This window comes from Peribacillus sp. NJ4 (assembly GCF_030348345.1).
Classification (GTDB): domain Bacteria; phylum Bacillota; class Bacilli; order Bacillales; family DSM-1321; genus Peribacillus.
This window is the reverse complement of the sequence record NZ_JAUCFQ010000001.1, coordinates 4164896-4186092: the sequence shown is the minus strand read 5'-3', so window position 1 is coordinate 4186092 and position 21197 is coordinate 4164896. Positions and strand designations below refer to the sequence as shown.

The 21197-nt window shown below is 40.7% G+C and carries 20 protein-coding genes; 9 read left to right on the top strand and 11 right to left on the bottom strand.

Going from position 1 to position 21197, the window contains the following annotated elements:
• The 4 genes from QUF94_RS20830 to QUF94_RS20815 all read right to left on the bottom strand — a co-directional run bounded on the left by QUF94_RS20830 (position 1) and on the right by QUF94_RS20815 (position 1315).
• On the bottom strand, positions 1 to 180 hold the full coding sequence (locus QUF94_RS20830; RefSeq protein ID WP_289317503.1) for a spore gernimation protein GerPD: 180 nt from the start codon (positions 178 to 180) through the stop codon (positions 1 to 3).
• Positions 170 to 781: a spore germination protein GerPC gene (gene gerPC / locus QUF94_RS20825; protein WP_289317502.1), complete on the bottom strand. Its 612-nt coding sequence runs from the start codon at positions 779 to 781 to the stop codon at positions 170 to 172. The genes QUF94_RS20830 and gerPC overlap by 11 nt, the downstream gene beginning before the upstream one ends.
• A gap of 83 nt (positions 782 to 864) precedes the next feature.
• Entirely contained in the window at positions 865 to 1071 is a 207-nt protein-coding gene (locus QUF94_RS20820; protein WP_137017139.1) for a spore germination protein GerPB, read from the bottom strand.
• A gap of 22 nt (positions 1072 to 1093) precedes the next feature.
• The gene (locus QUF94_RS20815) at positions 1094 to 1315 is read right to left on the bottom strand and encodes a spore germination protein (protein WP_063577089.1); all 222 of its coding nucleotides are present in this window, start codon (positions 1313 to 1315) and stop codon (positions 1094 to 1096) included.
• A 224-nt stretch (positions 1316 to 1539) separates the two neighbouring features.
• On the opposite strand from QUF94_RS20815, the gene QUF94_RS20810 reads away from it, so the two are divergent.
• From QUF94_RS20810 to QUF94_RS20795, 4 genes are all read left to right on the top strand, one after another.
• Complete coding sequence (locus QUF94_RS20810; RefSeq protein WP_289317501.1) at positions 1540 to 3132, top strand: long-chain-fatty-acid--CoA ligase; 1593 nt, start codon at positions 1540 to 1542, stop codon at positions 3130 to 3132.
• Positions 3133 to 3481: 349 nt separating this feature from the next.
• Positions 3482 to 4756: an MFS transporter gene (locus QUF94_RS20805; protein WP_289317500.1), complete on the top strand. Its 1275-nt coding sequence runs from the start codon at positions 3482 to 3484 to the stop codon at positions 4754 to 4756.
• A gap of 39 nt (positions 4757 to 4795) precedes the next feature.
• Positions 4796 to 5989, top strand: a complete 1194-nt coding sequence (locus QUF94_RS20800; protein ID WP_289317499.1) for a DUF418 domain-containing protein — start codon at positions 4796 to 4798, stop codon at positions 5987 to 5989.
• 121 nt (positions 5990 to 6110) lie between these two features.
• Positions 6111 to 6452, top strand: coding sequence for a YisL family protein (locus tag QUF94_RS20795; RefSeq protein ID WP_076367205.1), 342 nt, complete (start codon positions 6111 to 6113; stop codon positions 6450 to 6452).
• Between the two features lie 57 nt (positions 6453 to 6509).
• Here QUF94_RS20795 and QUF94_RS20790 read toward each other — a convergent pair whose 3' ends face one another.
• Positions 6510 to 7076 (bottom strand): DUF2777 domain-containing protein, encoded by a 567-nt coding sequence (locus tag QUF94_RS20790; protein ID WP_063232220.1) that lies wholly within the window; start codon positions 7074 to 7076, stop codon positions 6510 to 6512.
• Positions 7077 to 7396: 320 nt separating this feature from the next.
• Here QUF94_RS20790 and asnB point away from each other — a divergent pair, with 320 nt between their 5' ends.
• Positions 7397 to 9244: an asparagine synthase (glutamine-hydrolyzing) gene (asnB, locus tag QUF94_RS20785; protein WP_289317498.1), complete on the top strand. Its 1848-nt coding sequence runs from the start codon at positions 7397 to 7399 to the stop codon at positions 9242 to 9244.
• Positions 9245 to 9288: 44 nt separating this feature from the next.
• Here the strand turns inward: asnB and QUF94_RS20780 are convergent, their stop codons facing one another.
• Positions 9289 to 11040 carry a glycoside hydrolase family 13 protein gene (locus QUF94_RS20780; protein WP_289317497.1) on the bottom strand — a complete coding sequence of 584 codons (1752 nt, stop codon included), beginning with the start codon at positions 11038 to 11040 and terminating at the stop codon, positions 9289 to 9291.
• A 367-nt stretch (positions 11041 to 11407) separates the two neighbouring features.
• Here QUF94_RS20780 and QUF94_RS20775 point away from each other — a divergent pair, with 367 nt between their 5' ends.
• From QUF94_RS20775 to QUF94_RS20760, 4 genes are all read left to right on the top strand, one after another.
• Positions 11408 to 12655, top strand: a complete 1248-nt coding sequence (locus QUF94_RS20775) for an extracellular solute-binding protein (RefSeq protein WP_289317496.1) — start codon at positions 11408 to 11410, stop codon at positions 12653 to 12655.
• Between the two features lie 149 nt (positions 12656 to 12804).
• Positions 12805 to 14340 (top strand): alpha-amylase family glycosyl hydrolase, encoded by a 1536-nt coding sequence (locus QUF94_RS20770; RefSeq protein ID WP_289317495.1) that lies wholly within the window; start codon positions 12805 to 12807, stop codon positions 14338 to 14340.
• Positions 14341 to 14419: 79 nt separating this feature from the next.
• Entirely contained in the window at positions 14420 to 16069 is a 1650-nt protein-coding gene (locus QUF94_RS20765; protein WP_289317494.1) for a glycoside hydrolase family 13 protein, read from the top strand.
• A 343-nt stretch (positions 16070 to 16412) separates the two neighbouring features.
• Positions 16413 to 17456, top strand: coding sequence for a LacI family DNA-binding transcriptional regulator (locus QUF94_RS20760; RefSeq protein WP_289317493.1), 1044 nt, complete (start codon positions 16413 to 16415; stop codon positions 17454 to 17456).
• 36 nt (positions 17457 to 17492) lie between these two features.
• Here the strand turns inward: QUF94_RS20760 and QUF94_RS20755 are convergent, their stop codons facing one another.
• The 5 genes from QUF94_RS20755 to QUF94_RS20735 form a co-directional block, all read right to left on the bottom strand.
• Positions 17493 to 18281, bottom strand: a complete 789-nt coding sequence (locus QUF94_RS20755; RefSeq protein ID WP_289317492.1) for an MBL fold metallo-hydrolase — start codon at positions 18279 to 18281, stop codon at positions 17493 to 17495.
• 115 nt (positions 18282 to 18396) lie between these two features.
• Positions 18397 to 19272 (bottom strand): SDR family oxidoreductase, encoded by an 876-nt coding sequence (locus QUF94_RS20750; RefSeq protein WP_289317491.1) that lies wholly within the window; start codon positions 19270 to 19272, stop codon positions 18397 to 18399.
• A gap of 240 nt (positions 19273 to 19512) precedes the next feature.
• Complete coding sequence (locus tag QUF94_RS20745) at positions 19513 to 20004, bottom strand: YajQ family cyclic di-GMP-binding protein (protein ID WP_289317490.1); 492 nt, start codon at positions 20002 to 20004, stop codon at positions 19513 to 19515.
• 125 nt (positions 20005 to 20129) lie between these two features.
• On the bottom strand, positions 20130 to 20261 hold the full coding sequence (locus tag QUF94_RS20740) for a DUF3941 domain-containing protein (RefSeq protein WP_081092478.1): 132 nt from the start codon (positions 20259 to 20261) through the stop codon (positions 20130 to 20132).
• 69 nt (positions 20262 to 20330) lie between these two features.
• Entirely contained in the window at positions 20331 to 21197 is an 867-nt protein-coding gene (locus QUF94_RS20735; protein ID WP_289317489.1) for a DegV family protein, read from the bottom strand.

Below are 21197 nucleotides of genomic sequence, written 5' to 3'. Positions count from 1 at the left end.
TTATCCTGCTGGAGAAAGCGGCACGAATGGCCCGATGATAAGGGATTCCGGCGGGGTATCGAATGCGGAAGATAGTTGGACCGTTTGTACATCCCCTATGAGAAATAAAGCAGAGCTTGCTACACCGGTAATTTTAATATCACCTACACAAAGCTGGTGATTGGTTACATTAAACTCCATTTGGATTTCCTCCTGTCTCGGCTTGTGAATGGGTAATGAATTGTAATAATGCAGTTTGAATATCGGATTTTACCTTTTCCCTGATCTTTTCCTTGATATTATCCCTTTGCTGCGGTGCACGTTCCGCGTAAGAAAGATTATCGAAATACATATTGATTCGTTGATGAAGCTGGCGTTCGACGTCCTGTTTAATGAAGTCATGATAAGAGGGTTCCAATGATATTTTCAGCTGGGTTTCCGCATCGTGGATCATATTTTCCAAGTCTGAAAGGATATCGTTGTGAATTTCCTGGACGACGATTTCCCTGCCTGGAAATAGGTTTGGTGCTGGTTGAACGGGTTGGTTGTTGACGGCAAATTCATCAATGTTGTTAAGGTCATTGGGATTTAAACCGATATTCAACGTTCCATCTAAAGATTCGACTTTTAACTGATCGAATTTATATTCAATTTTATCTACATGGATTGGCGGTTTATTTTTCAGCTCGGCAAGTTCATCTGTCAGGCGTTTGAGTTCGTGTTCAAGTTTCATGATCCGCTTATCCTGGGCTTCAAGGAAACGCTGCATTTGTATGGAATACGAATAAAGATCCTGATTCACGATTCAACACCTCACCTTCATAAAAAGATAAATTCATATATGACAGTATATGAAAAAGTTGGAGGTAGGTGAATGCCTATGAACTAGGAAGGTGTAAACGGGACGAAACTGGTTAATGGTACTACATCAGCTTCGATTTCAGGAGCAGGCTCAGTGAATCCACCGGTATTGGCCAATGTGGAATATGGTTTAATCACCCCGGCACTTCCTATTTGAAAAACGGATGAATTGGCGATGCTTTCAATTTTTATCATATTGATTTGTATGGTCTGGTGAATATTGAAGATCATGCGGACTCCTTTCTTAAAAACATTAGAGATTTAAGACCAGTGGCTGATCAACACCATCTGTATCATTTGTATTTGTGGTGCTATAGGCATTATAAAGGGATATGGATTCACCTGTATTAAACGAGCCAGCACCTGCAAAAGTCTTTGAAGTTGAATATGGACTAATTTTAAAGACGTCACCAATATGGACAATTCCACTGCTACCGACGTTGATGACTTGAACGACTCCTACGATGGCCGGCAAGAAAATCACCCTTTTTTTATTCTGATTTTCCCTTGAATATTAGGCAATGAGCCTATCACCGAAGGGAGTTTCAATGTATTGTATGTTGACTCATGATTGATGTGATTCATCTGCCTATCAATATATTGTTATATAACAGTAGTGGAAATTATTGAATAATTGGAAACAGATATGGTAAAATAATTACTAATTCAGAATTTTCAAATAAAATGAGGGGTGAGGAAATGAACGTACCATTAGTTTTATCGCATTTCTTAGATCGAGCAGCCTTACTATATGGCGATAAGAAAGCCATCATTGGTGATGACAAGGTTTTAACCTACTCAGAGTTGAACGGCCGTGTAAACCAGCTTTCAAATGGTTTAAGGGATCTTGGAGTCAAAAAGGGTGATAAGGTGGCATATTTGGCACCAAACTCAATTGAAATGCTTGAAGGCTTTTATGGGGTATTTCAACTTGGGGCCGTAATCGTTCCATTGAATATCCGCTTGAAGCCTGCCGATTATGTATTCATTTTGAACCATAGTGAGTCCAAGGTCCTTTTTGTAGATCAGGAATTGTATCATTTAATTGCTCCTATCAAGGATGAACTTGAATCGGTGGAACACATAATTGTACATTATAAAAAGGAAGAGATAAATGAAACCGATTACAACCATTGGCTGGACCTTTTTGATACCAGAATCTTTAATCGGGAGTCGGTGGATGAAAATGATGTTTCGAGCCTCCTTTATACAAGCGGGACCACAGGAAATCCCAAAGGGGTGATGCTGACTCACCGCAACAACTATTTGCATGCCCTAGGTGCGATGCATCATTTCAGGGTCAATGACCGCGATACATATTTGCATGTACTGCCGATGTTCCATGTGAATGGTTGGGGTGCCCCATTTTATTATACGGCTAATGGTGCCACTCAAGTTTGTTTGAGGAAAACCAGCCCCGAAATGATATTTGATGCACTTGAAAAGCATAAGGTTTCCATAATGCATATGGCACCGACGGTTCTGAATTCACTTTTTCAATATTATGAACGGAATGTTCCGAAGATCAAGCAGGATATTCGAATCGTTGTTGCGGGTTCCGCTCCGCCTCCTGCATTCGTTACAAGGGTAGAAAAAGAGTTAGGCTGGGAATTCATTCAAATATACGGAATGACCGAATCAACTCCGGTTAGTCTGATATCGCTGATTCGTTCTGAATTCGATGATCTTTCGGAAAAAGAAAAATACAGAATGAAGGCGAAAGCCGGATATCCCATCATAGGAAGTGAGGTAAGGGTTATCCATGACAATGGTGAGGAAGTGGCCCATGATGGCGTGGATATTGGGGAGCTCATCGTCCGCAGTCATGGAGTGATGTTAGGTTATTGGAAAAATGAAGAAGCGACCAGCCAGACACTTAGAAATGGATGGCTGCATACAGGGGATATGGCAACAATCGATGAAAATGGCAATGTTGATATCGTTGACCGCAAAAAGGATATAATCATAAGTGGCGGAGAAAATATTTCTTCCATAGAAGTGGAAGGAATCCTCTATGAACATCCGGACATTCTTGAAGCGGCAGTCATTGCCGTTCCGCATGAAAAGTGGGGGGAGACGCCGCATGCTTTCATTGTGCTAAAAACGGGTGCTGATTTAACGGAAGATGATATAAAGAACTTCACACGGGAAAATTTAGCTCATTTCAAATCAGTCACGAGCGTGTCGTTCGTCAGTGAGCTTCCAAAAACGGCATCTGGTAAAATACAAAAAATCCATCTCCGTAATGATTACTGGGACTCTAAGGGGAAAACAGGCAGATTCGTCAATTGATGCTCGTTAACGCTGTTCAGAAATGATCAGCGTTTATTTCTGTTTGCCCGGTCGATTCGGTTTCATATTAAGCTATGAAGATAGGGAACGAAGCTTGAGAGAGGGACCTTATGTCAGGAAGCTCCATTTGACCAGGTGTCCCTTTCCGTAAATACAGCCACAGGAACTCATGCCATTGTTTGATATCAACTCATTCATTTTGACTTTTTAAGAGAAGCACTCAAATTTGTTTCGATAAAAAGCTTCCTGTTTAACGATAAAGTGTTACTATTATAAAATATTTCAAATTATTATAATAATTCTTTTTAAATCTTGTTGATTCTAAGAGTTTTGGATTGTGGGGAGAGAATTGAAACGTATTCATTATAGCTGGGTCATTTTAATCATAACATTCTTCTCGATCATTGTAGCCGGAATCGTTAGGTCATCATCGGGAGTATTCATCGTACCATTTGAAAATGAGTTCGGGTGGGACCGGTCCATCATTTCTTTAGCCTTCGCCATAAGTCTTTTTCTTTATGGATTATCGGGTCCATTCATGGCCGCCCTAATTGAAGTGCTTGGATTGAAGAAAATGATGGTATTGGCCATGTCCACTTTATTGGCAGGGATTTTCCTCACTTTCTTCATGGAGCATGAGTGGCAGCTCATTCTAATTTGGGGAATCATCATTGGATTGGGTTCTGGAGTGTTTTTAACGGTATTGAGCCCATATGTGGCAAATCGTTGGTTCGAGAAGAGGCGGGGGCTGGCGGTCGGGATACTGACGGCAAGTACGGCCACAGGTCAGCTCATTTTACTTCCGGTTTTAGCCATCATCATTGAGAATCACTCGTGGAGATGGGCGATTGGATTAATTTTGGTCCTTAGCTTGATCATGCTGTCAATCATCCTTTTATTCATGAAAAACAATCCGAAGGAAGTTGGCACTCTTCCATATGGATTAGAAGAGGAAAGTCAGGAGGCTGTTACAGTCCAAAAGAAGAACCCCATTGCCATGGCTTTTCAGTCGTTGATTGAAGCAGTGAAAGTGAAGGAATTCTGGTTATTGGCAGGAAGCTTTTTTATATGCGGACTTTCAACGAGCGGGTTGATCGGCACACATTTCATTTCTTATTGTATTAGTTTTGGATTACCGGTTGTTACGGCAGCCTCACTGCTATCTTTCATGGGGATCTTTGATTTGATTGGTACGACTGTATCCGGGTGGTTATCAGATCGTTTTGATAACCGTTGGTTGTTGTTTTGGTATTACGGTCTTAGGGGTGCTTCCCTCGTATTACTTCCTTTTGCACTAAATGAAGGCTCAATCGCCCTATTGATCATCTTCTCCGTTTTTTACGGATTGGATTGGATAGCTACTGTCCCTCCAACCATAAGCATTTCAAGACAAGTCTTTGGAATGGAGAAAAGTGGGATTGTATACGGTTGGATATTCGCGGCGCATCAGATGGGTGCAGCGGTGGCCGCGTACGGTGGAGGGCTAATTTTCAAAATATTCAACTCCTATACATGGGCATTCTTCCTTGCGGGAATCTTTTGCTTATTGGGTAGCTTGTTTGTCATACTAATAAAAAAGCAAAAAGCTGCCATAGTGGTTAAAGATGATGAAATCAGGTTATAGAAGAGACGTTAAATCTGTATGGATGAAAGAGGTGAACCAATGAAGGGCACGATGGTACCATTGCAGGAAAGTAAACGGATCGTAAGCATCGATATTTTACGTGGATTAGCCATTTTAGGGATTTTTTTAGTGAATATGCCTTCTTTCCACTCTCCGCTTTTGTACATAGATGGTGCTGAGCGATGGTCCGAAGGATGGGACAGGATATTGTACAGATTCAGTGATATTGTCGCACAGGCCAGCTTTTATCCGTTATTTGCATTCCTGTTCGGTTTCGGGGCCATCATACTTGCTGTAAGGAGTGCAGAAAAGGGTATTTCATTTCCTTTATTATTTACGAAAAGGCTAAGTTTCCTGCTGGTGCTTGGGTGCATTCATGCTTTTTTCATCTGGCATGGGGACATCCTCATTAATTATGCTGTATTTGGGTTTGCATTTTTGTTTTTTTATAAGATGAAGGGCAGGAATCTAATTCTGCTAGGCTCGGTTTGTTATGTCCTGCCATTTGCTATATTGGGTTCACTATTTCTTATAATGGGCATATTTGATAGGGAAGGGATGGCGATAACGACTGATTCTGCGATGATGAAACAGTCTTTGGAAGTTTATCAATCTGGTACATTTACGGAAATAATGAGTCAAAGAGCACTAGATTGGTATATGGTGAACAACCTCTTTAATGCCATTATCCTTTTTTTATCGATTTTTCCGTTTTTTTTAATTGGAGCAGGCGTTGCAAAGCAAGGCTTTCTCCAAAATCCAAGTCAATATAAACGACAATTCAAAGCGATATTGATTGTAAGCTTGCTGTTGGGCATGACAATGAAGATATTGCCATATGTGACGGTATACCATTTTGGCACGATATTCGTACAGGATTATTTTGGCGGACCGTTACTTACGATTTTTTATATCACGGCAATAACGCTTTTGGCGGAACAGGCAGGAGCTTCCCGCCTGTTCCACCCCCTTTCGTATATCGGAAGGATGTCGATGAGTAACTACTTGTTCCAATCGATAGTATGCACGGTCATTTTTTATTCATATGGCCTTGGTTTATATGGATCTGTCTCTTACACGACAGGGGTTGTTTTCCTAATAGCTCTTTTTTGCCTGCAAATTCTGCTTTCCTTATTGTGGATGGGTCTGTTTAATTACGGACCGGTTGAATATGTATGGCGTTTTGTTACATATGGTAAAAAGCCAGTTATGCGTCGAAGAGGACCAGTTTAGAAGAAATGTAAATGATGTTCATTAAATTGTTGATTTTACCTATTCAGATGAATCCTTAGTTTTGTTATTTTGTAAAAGCCTATGATATGATTAAAAGGAAACTGAACGAGGGGGCAAAAAAATGACACATATGCATATTACAGCTTGGGTTATCGGAATCATTCTTTTCTTTGTCACATATTCGATGCTTAAAGGTGGAAATCCGAAAGCGAAAATGCTACATATGATAACACGTTTATTCTATCTATTGATTTTCCTTACTGGCGGAATGCTGATCACGGATTTTGGTGCTTACGCAGTAAAAATGATTGTTGGCATCATCGTGATTGCGGCGATGGAAATGGTGTTGGTCCGTACGAAAAAAGGTAAAAGCACAAGTGCCATGTGGATATTGTTCATCGTTGCGCTTGTATTCGTCCTTTATTTAGGGCTTTCCCTGCCGCAAGGAATGGACTTTTTTTAATACAGAATTGAAAATGGGTAAATGAGGAAATCTCATTTACCCGTTTTTTTTTACCCGTTATTGTGAATTCACTTTCTCAATGACGATCCTTTTTCCGGTGTTCAGGGTGAATTCAAAACGATCGTGATCCTTCTTCCCATAAGAAAAGTGGTGCTGAACGAGACATATTTGGCTCTCGTTATCAAAAGTGAAGAAATTCACGCCGGACTGGTTAGGGACAGCCCTTAAAAAAGTGAGCTGATTATAGCTATATATACAATCATAAATAGAAAAATCAAGTGAATTCAAGGTCGTTACAAATTGGAAAAAGGAATCGTCGTTCAATTCTTCCAATAAACGTTCAAAAGAGTAGAGCAGCTTTTTGCGGATCCGAATGGGCTCATTTTCCCTTAAGAAGGTGATTTCCCGGTGAAGCAGGATTTTTCCCTCTTCTTCAACAACTCCTTGCTGCCAGCGCCCACCCCTGTAAACTTCAATGATGCTATCAACATGGTCTTCGATGGAGCAGGCCTCATCTGTTTCATCATCGAAAAAAATCCATTGTTGATTGATATTTTCCACTGTTCCTTCGGTAAAAGCTCTTGTTTGCCTGTTCATTAACTTGGTTCGTTGTTGCTGACTCATACATATACCTCCAATAGTGGAATCCTCACCTACTTTTTAGTCAAAATCCAATGAAAATATAACTGTATATTTTAAAATATTATGGACAAATAACCATCTTTCCGTCTTTGCATAGGCTATGTTAAACACGGGATGCTTTGCTCAACAATTCATTATCAACGCCTGGCGTTTTGGGCGGGGATCCTACGGAATGTTGCTGTTCGATACTTAAACCTTCTTTGCTTGATCTTCGAATTTACAAATAAGCGACTGTAAATCTTTTTAAGACAGGGAGCCAATATTTTTTTCTGAGAGTCCGGATAGAAAGGATGAAGTGTAAAATGTGTGGGATAACAGGCTGGGTGCATTTTCAAAAAGATTTACGGAAGGAAACAAAAACAGTTGAAAATATGACAAAAACGTTGGCAAAGCGGGGGCCAGACGAGGAAAATGTTTGGAGTGAAGCCCATGTTGCCTTTGGTCATAAACGGTTAACGGTTGTCGATGCGGAAGGCGGAAAACAGCCGATGTCGAAAGATCAAAAAAACGGCAGATATACGCTTTGTTATAATGGAGAGCTATATAACACCGAAGACATTCGAAAACAGCTATTATTAAAAGGATATTCCTTTAAGGGTCATTCTGATACAGAAGTTTTACTTACTTCTTATATAGAATGGAAAGAAAAATGCATTGACTTGTTCAATGGGATTTTTGCGTTTGCAATTTGGGATGAAAAGGAACAGAAATTATTCATTGCAAGAGATCGGATGGGGGTAAAGCCACTCTTTTATGCAGAAAGGGACGGGGGATTTATTTTTGGCTCTGAATTAAAGGCGATTTTAGCCCACCCGGATGTTAAAACGGAGATCGACCGCGACGGGTTGGCTGAAGTTTTTGGTGTGGGCCCATCCCGAAAGCCAGGTTCCGGTGTTTTTCATAATATCCAAGAGTTAAGACCTGCCCATGCTCTAACATTATCAAGGCAAGGGCTCCGAATTTGGAGGTATTGGAATGTGAAAAGCGAAGAACATCGGGATACCCTCGATGAGACGGCCGAGAAGGTCCGCTTCCTTGTCGAGGATGCAGTGACTCGGCAACTTGTATCTGATGTTCCACTTTGTACCTTCTTGTCAGGAGGGCTGGACTCTAGCGCCATAACGGCCATTGCGGCAAACGCCTATCAAAAAGAAGGGAAAGGACGGCTGCATACTTATTCCATTGATTATGAAGATAATGAGCGCTATTTTAAGGCAAATGATTTTCAGCCTAACTCTGATGGACATTGGATTAAAAAGATGTCGGATACCTTTAACACGGTTCACCATTCATCGATCATCACTCAAGAACAGTTAACGGATTATTTAACGGAAGCTGTCCTTGTAAGGGACCTTCCAGGGATGGCGGATGTCGATTCCTCATTACTTTGGTTTTGTAAGGAAATCAAGCAGGATTTTGTCGTAGGCCTGTCCGGTGAGTGTGCGGACGAAATTTTTGGCGGTTATCCTTGGTTTCATCGTGAAGATGATTTAAATCGAGCTGGTTTTCCATGGATGAGATCGACCGGGGAACGGGTATCGTTATTGAAAACGGGATGGCGTGAGAAATTGAAGCTGGAGGAATTTGCGAATGAAGCCTATTTGACCACCCTTGCCGAAACTCCTAAATTGGAAGGGGAAAACGGTGTAGCAGCAAAGCGTAGAGAACTTTTCTATGTGAATTTGTTATGGTTCATGACGACGCTTCTTGACCGGAAGGACCGGATGAGTATGGGGGCAAGTCTAGAGGTGCGCGTTCCATTTGCCGATCATCGACTTGTTGAATATGCATGGAACATTCCTTGGGAAATGAAAATGGAAGGCAACCGTGAAAAGGGTATTCTGAGGAAAGCGTTGGAGGGGCTGTTACCGGATGAGGTATTGTATCGTAAAAAAAGTCCATATCCAAAAACCCACAACCCTATATATACTGACCGTGTGCAGGCGTGGTTGAAAGACTTACTGAGGGATAAAAATTCGGTCTTGCATGAGTTTTTCGATAAACAGAAGCTGACGGATATAGTGGATTCCAAAGGAGCCGCTTTTAAAGTGCCGTGGTTCGGGCAATTGATGTCAGGTCCCCAGTTACTGGCTCACTTGGCACAAACCCATGTATGGTTCAAAGAATATGATATTCAAATAATCGATTGAAAAAAACGGGGCAGGATGATTTTCCTTGCCCCGTTTTCATTGTCTCAAAGATTGAATGCAAGAATTTTATATTGATATCCACCCAATTCAAATTGGCATTCCTGTGTTGTTTCTTTTGTTCTTAAATCCGTTAGTGTACGCCCCTTCAAATCAATAGGGAGAGTGAAGGATTGCTGGACATCCGTCGGGTTGATGAGGATCACGACAGCGCGTTCGCCATTATATTTTTGGTAAGCCACGATATTTTCGTTTCCGTTTGTATTTAGAAATTTGAACTTTCCGGCATTGGCAAGTAATCGTTCTTCTTTTCGTAAGTGGATCAATGCCTTAATTTCATTGAAAAGCTCGGTATTTTGTTTTTCTTCTTCCCAAACCATGCATTTTCGGCATCCTGGATCCCTGCCTCCGGTTAAGCCGATTTCATCGCCATAGTATATACAGGGGCTGCCATTGAAAGTAAGCAGGATCGCGTGGATGAGCTTGGCTCGATCTAGATCTTCCCCGCAATCCGTGAAAATCCGCGGTGTATCATGGCTTCCAAGGAGATTGAACGTCACGTCAAAAATATTGGTCGGGTAACTATGATAGATGGCTGTCATTTCTTCGGTGAACTCGCGTGCATTGATGGTTTGTGAAGCGACCAGGCGGAAAACTTGGTTGGTAAAAGGGTAATTCATGACAGCATCGAACTGATCGCCGCGAAGCCATGGCATGGAGTCGTGCCAAATTTCACCAAGAATGTAAAGGTCAGGCTTTATACTTTTCACCGTTGTTCGAAATTCACGCCAGAATGGTTGGTCGACTTCATTTGCCACATCGAGTCGCCAGGCGTCTATATCGAACTCCTTAATCCAATAGGCTGAGACTTCGAGCAGATATTCTTTCACTTCCGGATTCGCAGTATTCAATTTTGGCATCGATTCAAAAAAACCGAACGTTTCATAATTGGGCCTTTCCCCTCCTTTGAGAGGAAAGCTGTGTGGATGGAACCAATCCTTATATTTCGAATCCTCTCCTTTTTCGAGTAAATCCTGAAATGGGGGGAAATAGTAGCCGCTATGGTTAAAAACGGCATCCAGCATGACTCGGATATTCCGTTTGTGGCATTCGTTTATCAGTGTTTTCAATGTTTCCTTCGTTCCGAATTGCGGATCGATTTTCCGATAATCAATCGTATCGTATTTGTGATTGGAGTGGGCATGGAAGATTGGCGTGAAATAGATTCCGTTGATGCCGAGCTTCTCTAGGTAATCTAAATGTTCAATGATTCCTTCGAAGTCCCCGCCAAAAAAATTATCCACTGCCGGGTCTTCACTTCCCCAAGGTTTAACACCTTCCGGATCGTTGTCAGGGTTTCCGTTCGCGAATCGTTCAGGAAAAATTTGATACCAAATTGTATCTTTGACCCATTCTGGTGCGCCGAATACTTCATTTTGATGTAGATAGGGAATCGCGAAATAGCATCCCGGATCTCGGGGGGGTTCTTTAAAGAAACCCTTTTCCGTGTAAATGGCACTTTCATCTTCTGAGAGGACCTTGAACCCATACCGAATTCTTCTGTAGGTAGGCTTCACATAAATATGCCAATAATCATAACGGTTATCGCTGCCTGATAAACTCATGGGAAGTTCTTCGTACTGCCATTGTCCATTATCTGAAATGTATGGGTCCCCAAAAATCAATCCAGCTGAGGATATATCTTGTTTTTTCGTACGTAGTCGGATATGTAGGGTTTCAGTGTTGATGGGATAGCCGTAATTGTCATTAGGTCTATGGTGTATGGATGAAAATTCCATTAAAACCACTCCAATTCTATAAGTATTTGGGGAAGTGAATATGAAAAAGGGAACTTCAGGCTGTTATGAGGGGGTTCACTAAGCAGTTGTAATTAGCCGTTAAGTGTTTTTTTCAATATGGTTATATACCCAATTCTAATTGAAAGAAGCACCTATTAACTAAAAAATAACAAAAAGTGTTCATCACTACAAGGAAATAAATACGTCGAGGAAAATGTTGTAAAAACCAAAGCCGTTCATATAATGATAACAATAAGTTTGGTACCGCTTTCATTCTGGGGCTTTATTTGATTGGCTGAACTGAAAAACAGTATTATTTGGTGCTTTTGGACATGATAGAATAAACATTTTAAAAAGGAGAATGAAAGTGAAGAAGCTGATTTTTCATTTGTTCATGTCCATGTTCTTGATCGTTATTGTAAGTGCTTGTGAATCCAGTTCAGATTTGGAAAATAAAGTAGTGAAAGAAAATAAGAAAAACGAAGAAGCCAGTAATGAAGCGAAGCCGAAAAAATTGATCATTTGGGAGGAAAAAGGGAAAGCGGAGGCCCTAAAGCCAGTGATTGAAGCATTTGAAAAAGAATATGGAATAAAAGTTGAGCATGAAGAGCTGGAAATAGCTACCGAGATGTATGAACGGCTTCGTCGCGATGGGCCGATTGGAAACGGAAAAGCCCCGGATGTGGTAACTTTTTCTCATGAAAAAGTCGGGCAAATCGTAAAGGAAGGCCTAATTCAGGAAGTGAAAGTGAGTGATGAAGTATTAAATGCCTTCATTGAATCTTCAATTAGAGGCGAGATGTATCAAGATAAGGTATTTGGATTGCCGAAATCCGTAAACACTTCCGTTTTAATTTATAATAAAAAATTGATGGCTAAGCCTCCTGAAACGATGAATGATTTATATAAAATGGCGAAGGAATTAAGACAAGGTAATGTGTATGGTTATTATGCCAAATGGAATGATTTCCATGATGGGTATGGAGTAATGGCTGGAATGGGAGGTTACACATTTAAAGATAAGAATGGAAATCTAGACCCTTCGGACATTGGTTTGAATAATAAGGGTGCTGTAAAAGGAGCTGCGTACATCCAAAAATGGTATAAAGCGGATTTGATTCCAAAAGGCGACAAGGCAGCGATCGAGAAGTTGTTTAGTCAAGGGGATTTGGCTTCTTTCATGAGTGACGGTAACTCATTTTCCGAGAGAAAGGATACAGGATTTGCCCCCTTGCCCGAATTGCCAAATGGTCAGCCAATGAAAACGTTCATGGAAATCAAAGGCTGGCATGTAACAGCATTCACAAAACATCCTGATTGGTCTACGAAGTTAGTTGAATATTTGACAAACGATGATAATGCAATGCAACGTTATGAAATAACAGGGGAAATCCCTCCTAATAATTCAATCAAACACAATGCAGCAATCAATGAAAATGAAAGGGCACAAGCCTTAAGCATACAAATAAAATACGCTGAACCTGTGCCGAATATTCCGGAAATGAATAAGGTATGGGGACCGATGAATTCTGCCATGGATGATATAGCCACTGAAAAAGCAAAACCAAAAAGGGCTTTGGATAAAGCGGTTAAGACGATAAAAAAAGAACGTTAATCGTCTTCTGCTTATTCCATTTCATTAACTGTATCCAGTATCCCCAATTTGTCCCTTTAGTGTAAAGTTTTTTATAATTTGGATTTGACGTTAAGGGGCCAAAAGGCTAATCTTAAAGGCGTAAAGAGATAGCTAGGAGGAGAGCGGATATGAGAAAAAGAGTGTTATCACTCGCTTTAATTCCGTTGCTTCTTTTTTACGCCATTCCAGTAGGAGCAGCTGAAAAAGAACAACGAACTTGGAAGGACGAAATCGTATATTCATTATTGGTCGACAGATTTTTCGATGGTAATACACAAAATAATGGAGATGCGAATGTGAATGACCCTTCTGCGTTTAATGGTGGGGATTTTGAAGGTGTCACGAAGAAACTGAATTATTTAAAAGATATGGGTTATACAGCTATCATCCTTTCACCAATTTTCGCTAATGATGAAAATGGCTATCATGGCGATTGGGTGACTGATTTTTATAAAACGGATACACACTTTGGGACAATTAAAGAGTTTAAAAAACTCGTGAATGAGGCACATAAACGCGATATGAAGGTGATCATTGATTTTCAAGCAAATAATGTGGGTCCTGACTCATCTTGGCTGAACGACCCTGAAAAACAAGATTGGTTCCATGAAGAAAAAAAGATTTCCAATGAAGGTAATCAAAAGGATTTGGAAACAGGCTGGGTCGATGGTCTTCCGGATTTGAATCAAGACAATGAGGAAACACGGAAATATTTACTTGATGCCGCCAAATGGTGGATAACGGAAACTGATATTGATGGGTACCGTTTAAATAAGGTTCAATACGTAGCAAAAGATTTTTGGAAGGAATTTGTAGGTGCAGTCAAATCTGAAAAATCAAATTTCTATACAATCGGCGATATACAAGGTGATGCGGATTTGATTTCAAGCTATAAGAAAACGGGTATCGATGCTTTCATGGCTTATCCGCAAAATGTTGAGCTACGGGAAGCATTTGCTGCACCTGATAAAGAATTGAAACCCGTTTTTAATTCGTTTGCGAAAAGTGAAGATGAATTTGGGGGCAATGCTCCTCAGGCATTGTTCATGGATACTCAGGGAATGCCGCGTTTTACAAAGGATGCAGCCGATCATAACGAAAACCCAGGTGCCAGATGGAGAATGGCGCTGTCATATCTATATACGATGCCAGGAGTGCCAATCGTATTTTATGGATCGGAAATTGCCTTAAATGGTGATATTGCTCCGGATAATCATAAATTGATGAATTTCAAGACAGAACAGGAATTGGTGGAATATATAACAAAGCTTTCTGATCTCAGAGACATGTACCCAGCATTGATAAAAGGGGATATGGAGCTTTTATATGAAAAAGGCGGAGCTTCGGTATTCAAACGTGTGTATGGTGATGAAACGATTGTCGTCGCCATGAACAATACGACTGAAACTCAAAAGATAAACCTTACTGAAAAGGAACTTGAAAGTAATAAAGAGTTGAGAGGTATGCTGAATGGGGATCTGGTCCGCAGTAAGGACAACAGCTACTCTATCGTAATCGACAGGGAGACGACAGAAGTTTACACACTGTCACCCAAGTCGATTATCAATATTCCTTACCTGTTAGTTATAGGATTGGTTCTTCTTATTTTTGGTATATTCATTGCTTTGGTTATTAAGCGTTCAAAACGGAACCAACCAAAATAATCATGTACCTCTCGATTGTGGGTAGCTGCCAAACATTGTCCCTAAGGCTTTGTGGAAAACAGGATCGGGAGGGTACAGCATGAATAAGACTTGGTGGAAAGAAGCGGTTTGCTATCAAATATACCCGCGCAGTTTCATGGATAGTAATGGTGATGGTGTAGGAGATATTAAAGGATTGATTTCAAAGCTCGATTATCTGCAGGATTTAGGGGTAGATGTCATTTGGATTTGTCCATTTTATAAATCGCCCAATGCGGATAATGGCTATGATATTAGTGATTATCAAGCAGTTTCCGATGAGTTCGGTTCAATCGAAGATATTGAACTGTTATTGGAGGATGTTCACGCACGTGGGATGAAGGTGATACTCGATCTTGTTTTGAACCATACAAGCGATGAGCACCCCTGGTTCGTTGAGTCACGTTCGTCACGCGATAATCCGAAACGGGATTGGTATATATGGAGGGATGGGCAGGACGGACGGGAGCCTAATAATTGGGAAAGTATCTTTTCCGGAAGTGCCTGGAAATTCGATGAAAGGACCAATCAATACTATTTACATTTATTTGCCGAAAAGCAGCCAGATTTAAACTGGAAAAATGAGGGTGTGCGACAGGCGTTGTATGAAATGGTGAATTGGTGGCTCGATAAGGGAATTGATGGCTTCCGGATTGATGCGATTACGCATATTCATAAGCGTGAAGGCCTGCCGGATATGCCCAACCCTTATTGGCATCAGTATGTACCTGCGTTTGAAATGCATACCAATCAGGACGGGATTCTGGATTACCTTCAGGAGTTGAAGGAAGAGACGTTCTCTAAGTATGATATCATGACGGTCGGGGAGGCCAATGGCGTCAGGATTGAGCAGGCTGATGAATGGGTCGGGGAATTGAATGGGAAATTCAATATGATATTTCAATTTGAACATCTTGGACTTTGGAATAGGGGACAGAATCACGATGTTGATGTTCAGGGGTTAAAACGCACCATGACCAAGTGGCAAAAGGGGCTGAAAAACAAAGGCTGGAATGCTTTGTTTTTTGAAAATCATGACCAGCCCAGAAGTGTATCGACCTGGGGAAATGATCATCAATATTGGCTAGAAAGCGCAAAAATGCTTGGGGCTCTATATTTTTTCATGCAAGGGACACCTTTTATTTATCAAGGTCAGGAAATAGGCATGACGAATGTCAAATTTGATTCGATTGATGATTATGATGATGTTGGAATGAAAAATTTTTACCGGATTGAGACCTCAAAAGGTCGTTCGCATGATGAAATAATGAACATTATATGGCATAGCGGCCGTGATAATTCACGAACGCCGATGCAATGGAATGATAAAGAAAATGGTGGGTTCACGCACGGAACACCCTGGATGAAGGTTAATTCCAATTATCGTGCCATTAATGTAGAACAGCAGAGGAATGATCCATCATCCATTTATCATTTCTATAAAAAAATGATTGAACTTCGAAAAAAACATCAGGTACTTGTTTATGGGGAATATGAATTATTATGGGAAGATCACCCTGAACTTTATATTTATACAAGAATTATGAATGGTGATTCAGTCAAGGTAATATGTAACTTTAGTGTGAATCACCACCAAATCGATCTTTCTCATTGGGGTGAAATGGAACTTTTACTAGCTAATTATGAGGATTGTCCTGAAGGGTCCGTTATTGATTTACGACCATATGAAACAAGGATTTATCGTTATTGATCTATAAATATCTTCCTTTGATTTGATTGGAAACTAGCTTTAAACCCTCTGTAGTTAGTCGTCTGACTTCTTTCTGCACAAAAGACCTGTCCGTTTTTTAGAAGCTGATCCATAATCAGCTTCTTTTTAATTTTTGAAAAATATACGAAAAAAAACGGAAAAGTAAGTATTTTCTGATAAAATGAATAAACGGCAAAAAAAGTATGGAAATAACTATTGGGCAGAGTGTATTATTAATACATAAAAATGTATAATTATAAAATAAATATAAGAGAAGTGTTTATTGGTATTCACCTTTTTTTGAATGAAGTCAATAAAGGCTAAGAAGGGAGAGGGGAAATGAATGGCCATCACGATAAAAGATGTGGCACAGTTAGCGAATGTTGCTCCTTCAACAGTTTCTCGAGTGATTGCAAATAATCCTCGAATAAGTGAAAAAACAAAGGTACGGGTACGTAAGGCGATGAATAAATTAGGATACCATCCAAACTTCATTGCACGTAGTCTTGCTAATCAATCAACCAGGATCATTGGCTTGGTACTGCCAAGCTCGTCAAATGATTATTATCAAAATCCATTTTTTCCGACGATCCTCCAGGGTCTTAGTGAGGGGGCTCAGGAAAACCATTATTCCCTGTTGCTAAGCACGGGAAAAACAGAAGATGAAATCTACGAAGGAGTCGTAAATATGGTGCAGGGGGGGATGGTTGATGGAATAATCCTGATGTATTCTAGGATGGACGATCACATTCTGACCTATTTGAGAGCAAGGGATTTTCCGTTTGTCATCATTGGGAAACCCTATGATTTTATCGAGGAGATAACATATGTAGATAACGATAATGTCTTGGCAGCCGAGCAGGCAACAGATTATCTCATTCAGCTAGGGCATGAAAGGATTGGATTCATCGGAGGTGATGTAACCCTAGTGATGACCCTCGATCGCTTATTAGGTTATGAACGAGCGTTGAAGAGTGCTGGAATCGATCGAAGGAAGGAATATACCCTGCATGAAGACTTTTTGCATGAAGGTGGACAAGCTGCTGCAAAAAGGTTACTATCCATCGATGAACCACCAACCGCTTTGGTGGTCAGTGATGATCTTATGGCACTTGGCATCGTGCATTCACTTCGCGAGATGGGCGTGCGCACTCCTGAAGAAATGTCCATCGTAAGCTTCAATAACGTTCTTTTCTCTGAACTGTCATTACCAGCCCTGACTTCTGTAGATATTAATATCTTCGATTTGGGATATCAGGCAGCTAAGGGCATCATTCAAATGCTGCAAACTGGAGATACTCCTGCTGGGTCCATCATTCCACATCATTTTGTGGAAAGGCATTCTTGCAGATCAATCAAGCAAGGTTCGATGGCCATGACTTATTAAACGAAAAGGGCATTGCGTAAAAGCAATGCCCTTTTGCTAGAAATGTACGCTGAAACTTTGAAATGTATGTACACCCGTTCCATGTCTGACTAAGTTATTCTCTTTAAGATATTGAATGGCTGTAAGGATTTCACAAAAAATCTTTGGTTCAAGTCCGAGTTGGTTGTGTCCACCATAGATTTTGGAGACTTTCTGGATCGTAGCGATTTTTTCTAACGAATTCACAAGGTCTTCAGGGCTTGTCGAGGGATAAAATGCATAAACTGGAGTATCTGAATAAAGCAGGTCACCAGTAAATAAATAACCAGTTTCATGATCCAAAATAGAGATGTGGCCAGGTGAATGCCCAGGTGTGTGATAAATGCCTAAATTGCGGTTCCCAAGATCAATGGTGTCCCCATCCGATAAGAGTTTATCCGGGTACCCCTGGTATGGCTTGTATGTATCAGGGTCGAAAGACTCCGGTACGGGTATAGTGATATCCCGAGCCATGTCTTTTCTTATTTGTTCCAAAGACAAACCCTTAATGCCGTTGATCAGCCAATCGGCATCATCACCATGAACATAAATTGTATCATAATCCCCATGTCCGCCAATATGATCCGCATGCACATGTGTGGTCAGGACGATTATCGGAAGTTCGGTAAGCTGGTCCGTAATCCGCTTAATCGGCACGATGCCTAATCCTGTATCGATTAACGCAGCTTGGAACTCCCCAATTAGTAAAAAGGAATGAACTTTCTCCCAATGACCATATTCACTAATTGCAAACGTCTTTGAGCCCAATTCCTGAACGGTGAACCAGGGGTCTATAATATTTTTCAAATGAGGTCACTCCTTCCATACCCAATATTTCCGTGTTAATTGGAAATATCCTGCTTGAAAAAAGCAAAGCAGTGGATTTCAATTTGCGACGAAATCCACTGCTTTTGAAGTTAGCTTATCCGTTTACAACGGTACCGCCATTTACATGGATGACTTGTCCGCTGACATAGGATGAATCATCACTAGCCAAATAAACATAGGCTGGTGCTAATTCCTCTGGCTGTCCTGCGCGGCCCATTGGAGTATCCGTACCGAATTTGGCAACATCCGCTTCACCGAATGAGGCAGGAATCAGCGGTGTCCAGATTGGACCTGGCGCAACGCCGTTCACTCTGATGCCATCTTTTGAGATGGAGTTCGATAGAGCTCTTGTGAAGGCTAGTATTGCACCTTTTGTTGAAGAGTAATCGATTAATTTTGGATTGCCCTGATAGGCTGTGATAGAGGTTGTATTGATGATGCTGCTTCCTTTTTTCAGGTGCTTCAATGCAGCTTTTGTTAAATGGAACATCGAGAAAATATTAGTGCGGAACGTTTTTTCCAATTGTTCAGCAGAAATGTCAAGGATACTTGTCTGCACATGCTGTTCTCCAGCGTTGTTGACTAGAATATCCAAACCGCCGAATTCATCCACCGTTTTTTTGACGACATCCTGGCAGAATGCTTCATCACCGATATCTCCGGAAATGAGTAAACATCTCTGGCCTTCTTTCTCGATCAATTCTTTTGTCGTTTGAGCATCCTCGTGTTCATCCAAGTAGGCAACTGTCACATTAGCACCTTCTTTAGCATAATAAATGGCAACTGATTTACCGATTCCGCTGTCTCCTCCAGTTATGATTGCCGTTTTCCCTATTAATTTACCACTTCCTTTGTAGGTAGATTTAACTGAATCAGGGTTCGGTTCCATTTTTGTTTCCACTCCAGGTTGATGTTGTTGATGTTGAGGTGGAAATCCTTGTTTGTTTTGATTTTGGTTTTGACTAGTCAAGATTAAACGCCTCCTGTTTAATTATCTACGCTTTTCTATTCCTTCTTTTGGGAAAAAGAAAACATGGAAAAAATGACCAAAAAAGAGTTTGGGTTATTATTTATTCTGAGGGAACATGACTAGTCTATCCATGTTCCATGAAGGAGATTCATTTGAGGGAAAAGAGGGTATTACCGCTATAGAGGCCAGCTGCTAACATATAAAAAAGACCCACCCAAAAAGCAGGTGAGGCCTTCTTACTTAGCGGTAATTTAAAAATTGTACGTCAATGGACAGGTCAGCGCCTCGGATTGCAGAAATGATTCCTTGCAAATCATCCCGGTTCTTACCGGTAACACGGATTTGATCATCCTGGATTTGGCTTTTCACTTTAAGACCGCTATTTTTAATGATGGTATTAATCTTTTTTGCTTGTTCCTTATCGATACCTTGAATTAACTTAGCCCGCTGGCGAACGGTACCGCCAGAAGCACCTTCTAATTTACCATAGTCCAGATTCTTGATGGGTACGTCACGTTTAATGAGTTTACTAATGAGGACATCCTTCAACTGTTCGAGCTTATACTCATCGTCGGACACTAAAACCAGGTCTTCTTTTTCAATGGTGACGCTGCTTATGCTACCTTTAAAATCATAGCGGGTCTGAATTTCCTTCATAGCCATGGTAACTGCATTCGTTACCTCTGAAAAGTCTACTTTCGAAACAATATCAAATGAATTTTCCTTTGCCATCACTTACCTCCAGCAGGTTTTATTTCCTTTATTATAGAGAAAGAGTGATAGGAAGACAACTATATAAACCATATGGTTAAATCGGTGACTGCTTATAAAAAAAGCGAGGGCACAAGCCCCACGCTTCACTTATGGTCCGTTTTCTTCGAATAGGAGTGCTTACCTGCAGTGAGATTTTCCTGATATGCGATATTTTTCTCGGCATTTATCGCTTGGTTATCTTTTGGCCTTTTATTGTTATCAGTTGTTTTTGACATAGTGAAAACTCCCTTCCATTATCATGATCAATATATATTGTTCACAAATATGGAGGGGAGTATGTATGTTTATGATTTCCCAGGGGTATCGTTTAAGAAGAAGAGGGCAATTGTACCAGGACCGGCATGTGCACCGATGACGGAGCCGATTGTATGGATCATGAAATCGGTTGTCCCGAATTCATTTTGAATGGCTTCCTTCCATTCCAATGCCGTGGCTTCATCATCACCATGACTGATGGCAATCGTTTGGGTTGTTAAATTTTTGCCTCTTTCATGCATTAAATCTATTACACGTTTAATCAATTTCTTTTTGCCGCGTATCTTTTCAAGCGGAACAAGCTTCCCATCTTCAACATGCAATAACGGTTTAATGTTTAATAAACCTCCAACAAGGGCAGAGGTTTTGGAGATGCGACCGCCACGGGCCAAATAATCAAGATTATCAACAGTGAATAGATGCTCCATATGCCGGGTGCGGAATTCGATGTCAGCTAGGATCACTTCTTTAGTGGCACCGTTTGCTGCTAGATCGGCAGCTTTCTTTACAATTAAACCGACCCCCATCGAAGCACATTTCGTATTGACGATTTCGATGTCAAGGTCAGGGTACTCTTCCTTCACCTGATTAAGAATCATCACTGCCGTTTGATAAGTTCCTGATAACTCAGAGGAAAAGGCTATATAGATCCCTTGTTTTTTCTCCTTGGCAAACTGTGTAAAAAGTTCTATAAAGTATTCTGGAGAAGCTTGCGATGTTTTAGGAGCTTTTCCATCAATCATCGCCTGATAGACTTCGTGAGAATTAATGGTAAGTAAATCTTCGTAATTTTCCCCATCAAGATGGACTTGTAAAGGGATTAATGATACATTGTTTTCCTTATAGAAAGACAATGGCAAATCACATGCACTATCTGCAAGAATTGTGATAGCCAT

Bases quoted from the DNA above. Each gene is read 5' to 3' on its own strand.
- QUF94_RS20795 (WP_076367205.1), top strand. From the start codon at position 6,111: ATGACACATATGCATATTACAGCTTGGGTTATCGGAATCATTCTTTTC.
- QUF94_RS20790 (WP_063232220.1), bottom strand. From the start codon at position 7,076: ATGAGTCAGCAACAACGAACCAAGTTAATGAACAGGCAAACAAGAGCT.
- QUF94_RS20800 (WP_289317499.1), top strand. From the start codon at position 4,796: ATGAAGGGCACGATGGTACCATTGCAGGAAAGTAAACGGATCGTAAGC.
- QUF94_RS20760 (WP_289317493.1), top strand. From the start codon at position 16,413: ATGGCCATCACGATAAAAGATGTGGCACAGTTAGCGAATGTTGCTCCT.
- QUF94_RS20740 (WP_081092478.1), bottom strand. From the start codon at position 20,261: ATGTCAAAAACAACTGATAACAATAAAAGGCCAAAAGATAACCAAGCG.
- QUF94_RS20810 (WP_289317501.1), top strand. From the start codon at position 1,540: ATGAACGTACCATTAGTTTTATCGCATTTCTTAGATCGAGCAGCCTTA.
- QUF94_RS20770 (WP_289317495.1), top strand. From the start codon at position 12,805: ATGAGAAAAAGAGTGTTATCACTCGCTTTAATTCCGTTGCTTCTTTTT.
- QUF94_RS20780 (WP_289317497.1), bottom strand. From the start codon at position 11,040: ATGGAATTTTCATCCATACACCATAGACCTAATGACAATTACGGCTAT.
- QUF94_RS20745 (WP_289317490.1), bottom strand. From the start codon at position 20,004: ATGGCAAAGGAAAATTCATTTGATATTGTTTCGAAAGTAGACTTTTCA.
- asnB (WP_289317498.1), top strand. From the start codon at position 7,397: ATGTGTGGGATAACAGGCTGGGTGCATTTTCAAAAAGATTTACGGAAG.
- QUF94_RS20735 (WP_289317489.1), bottom strand. From the start codon at position 21,197: ATGGCTATCACAATTCTTGCAGATAGTGCATGTGATTTGCCATTGTCT.
- QUF94_RS20765 (WP_289317494.1), top strand. From the start codon at position 14,420: ATGAATAAGACTTGGTGGAAAGAAGCGGTTTGCTATCAAATATACCCG.
- QUF94_RS20830 (WP_289317503.1), bottom strand. From the start codon at position 180: ATGGAGTTTAATGTAACCAATCACCAGCTTTGTGTAGGTGATATTAAA.
- QUF94_RS20820 (WP_137017139.1), bottom strand. From the start codon at position 1,071: ATGATCTTCAATATTCACCAGACCATACAAATCAATATGATAAAAATT.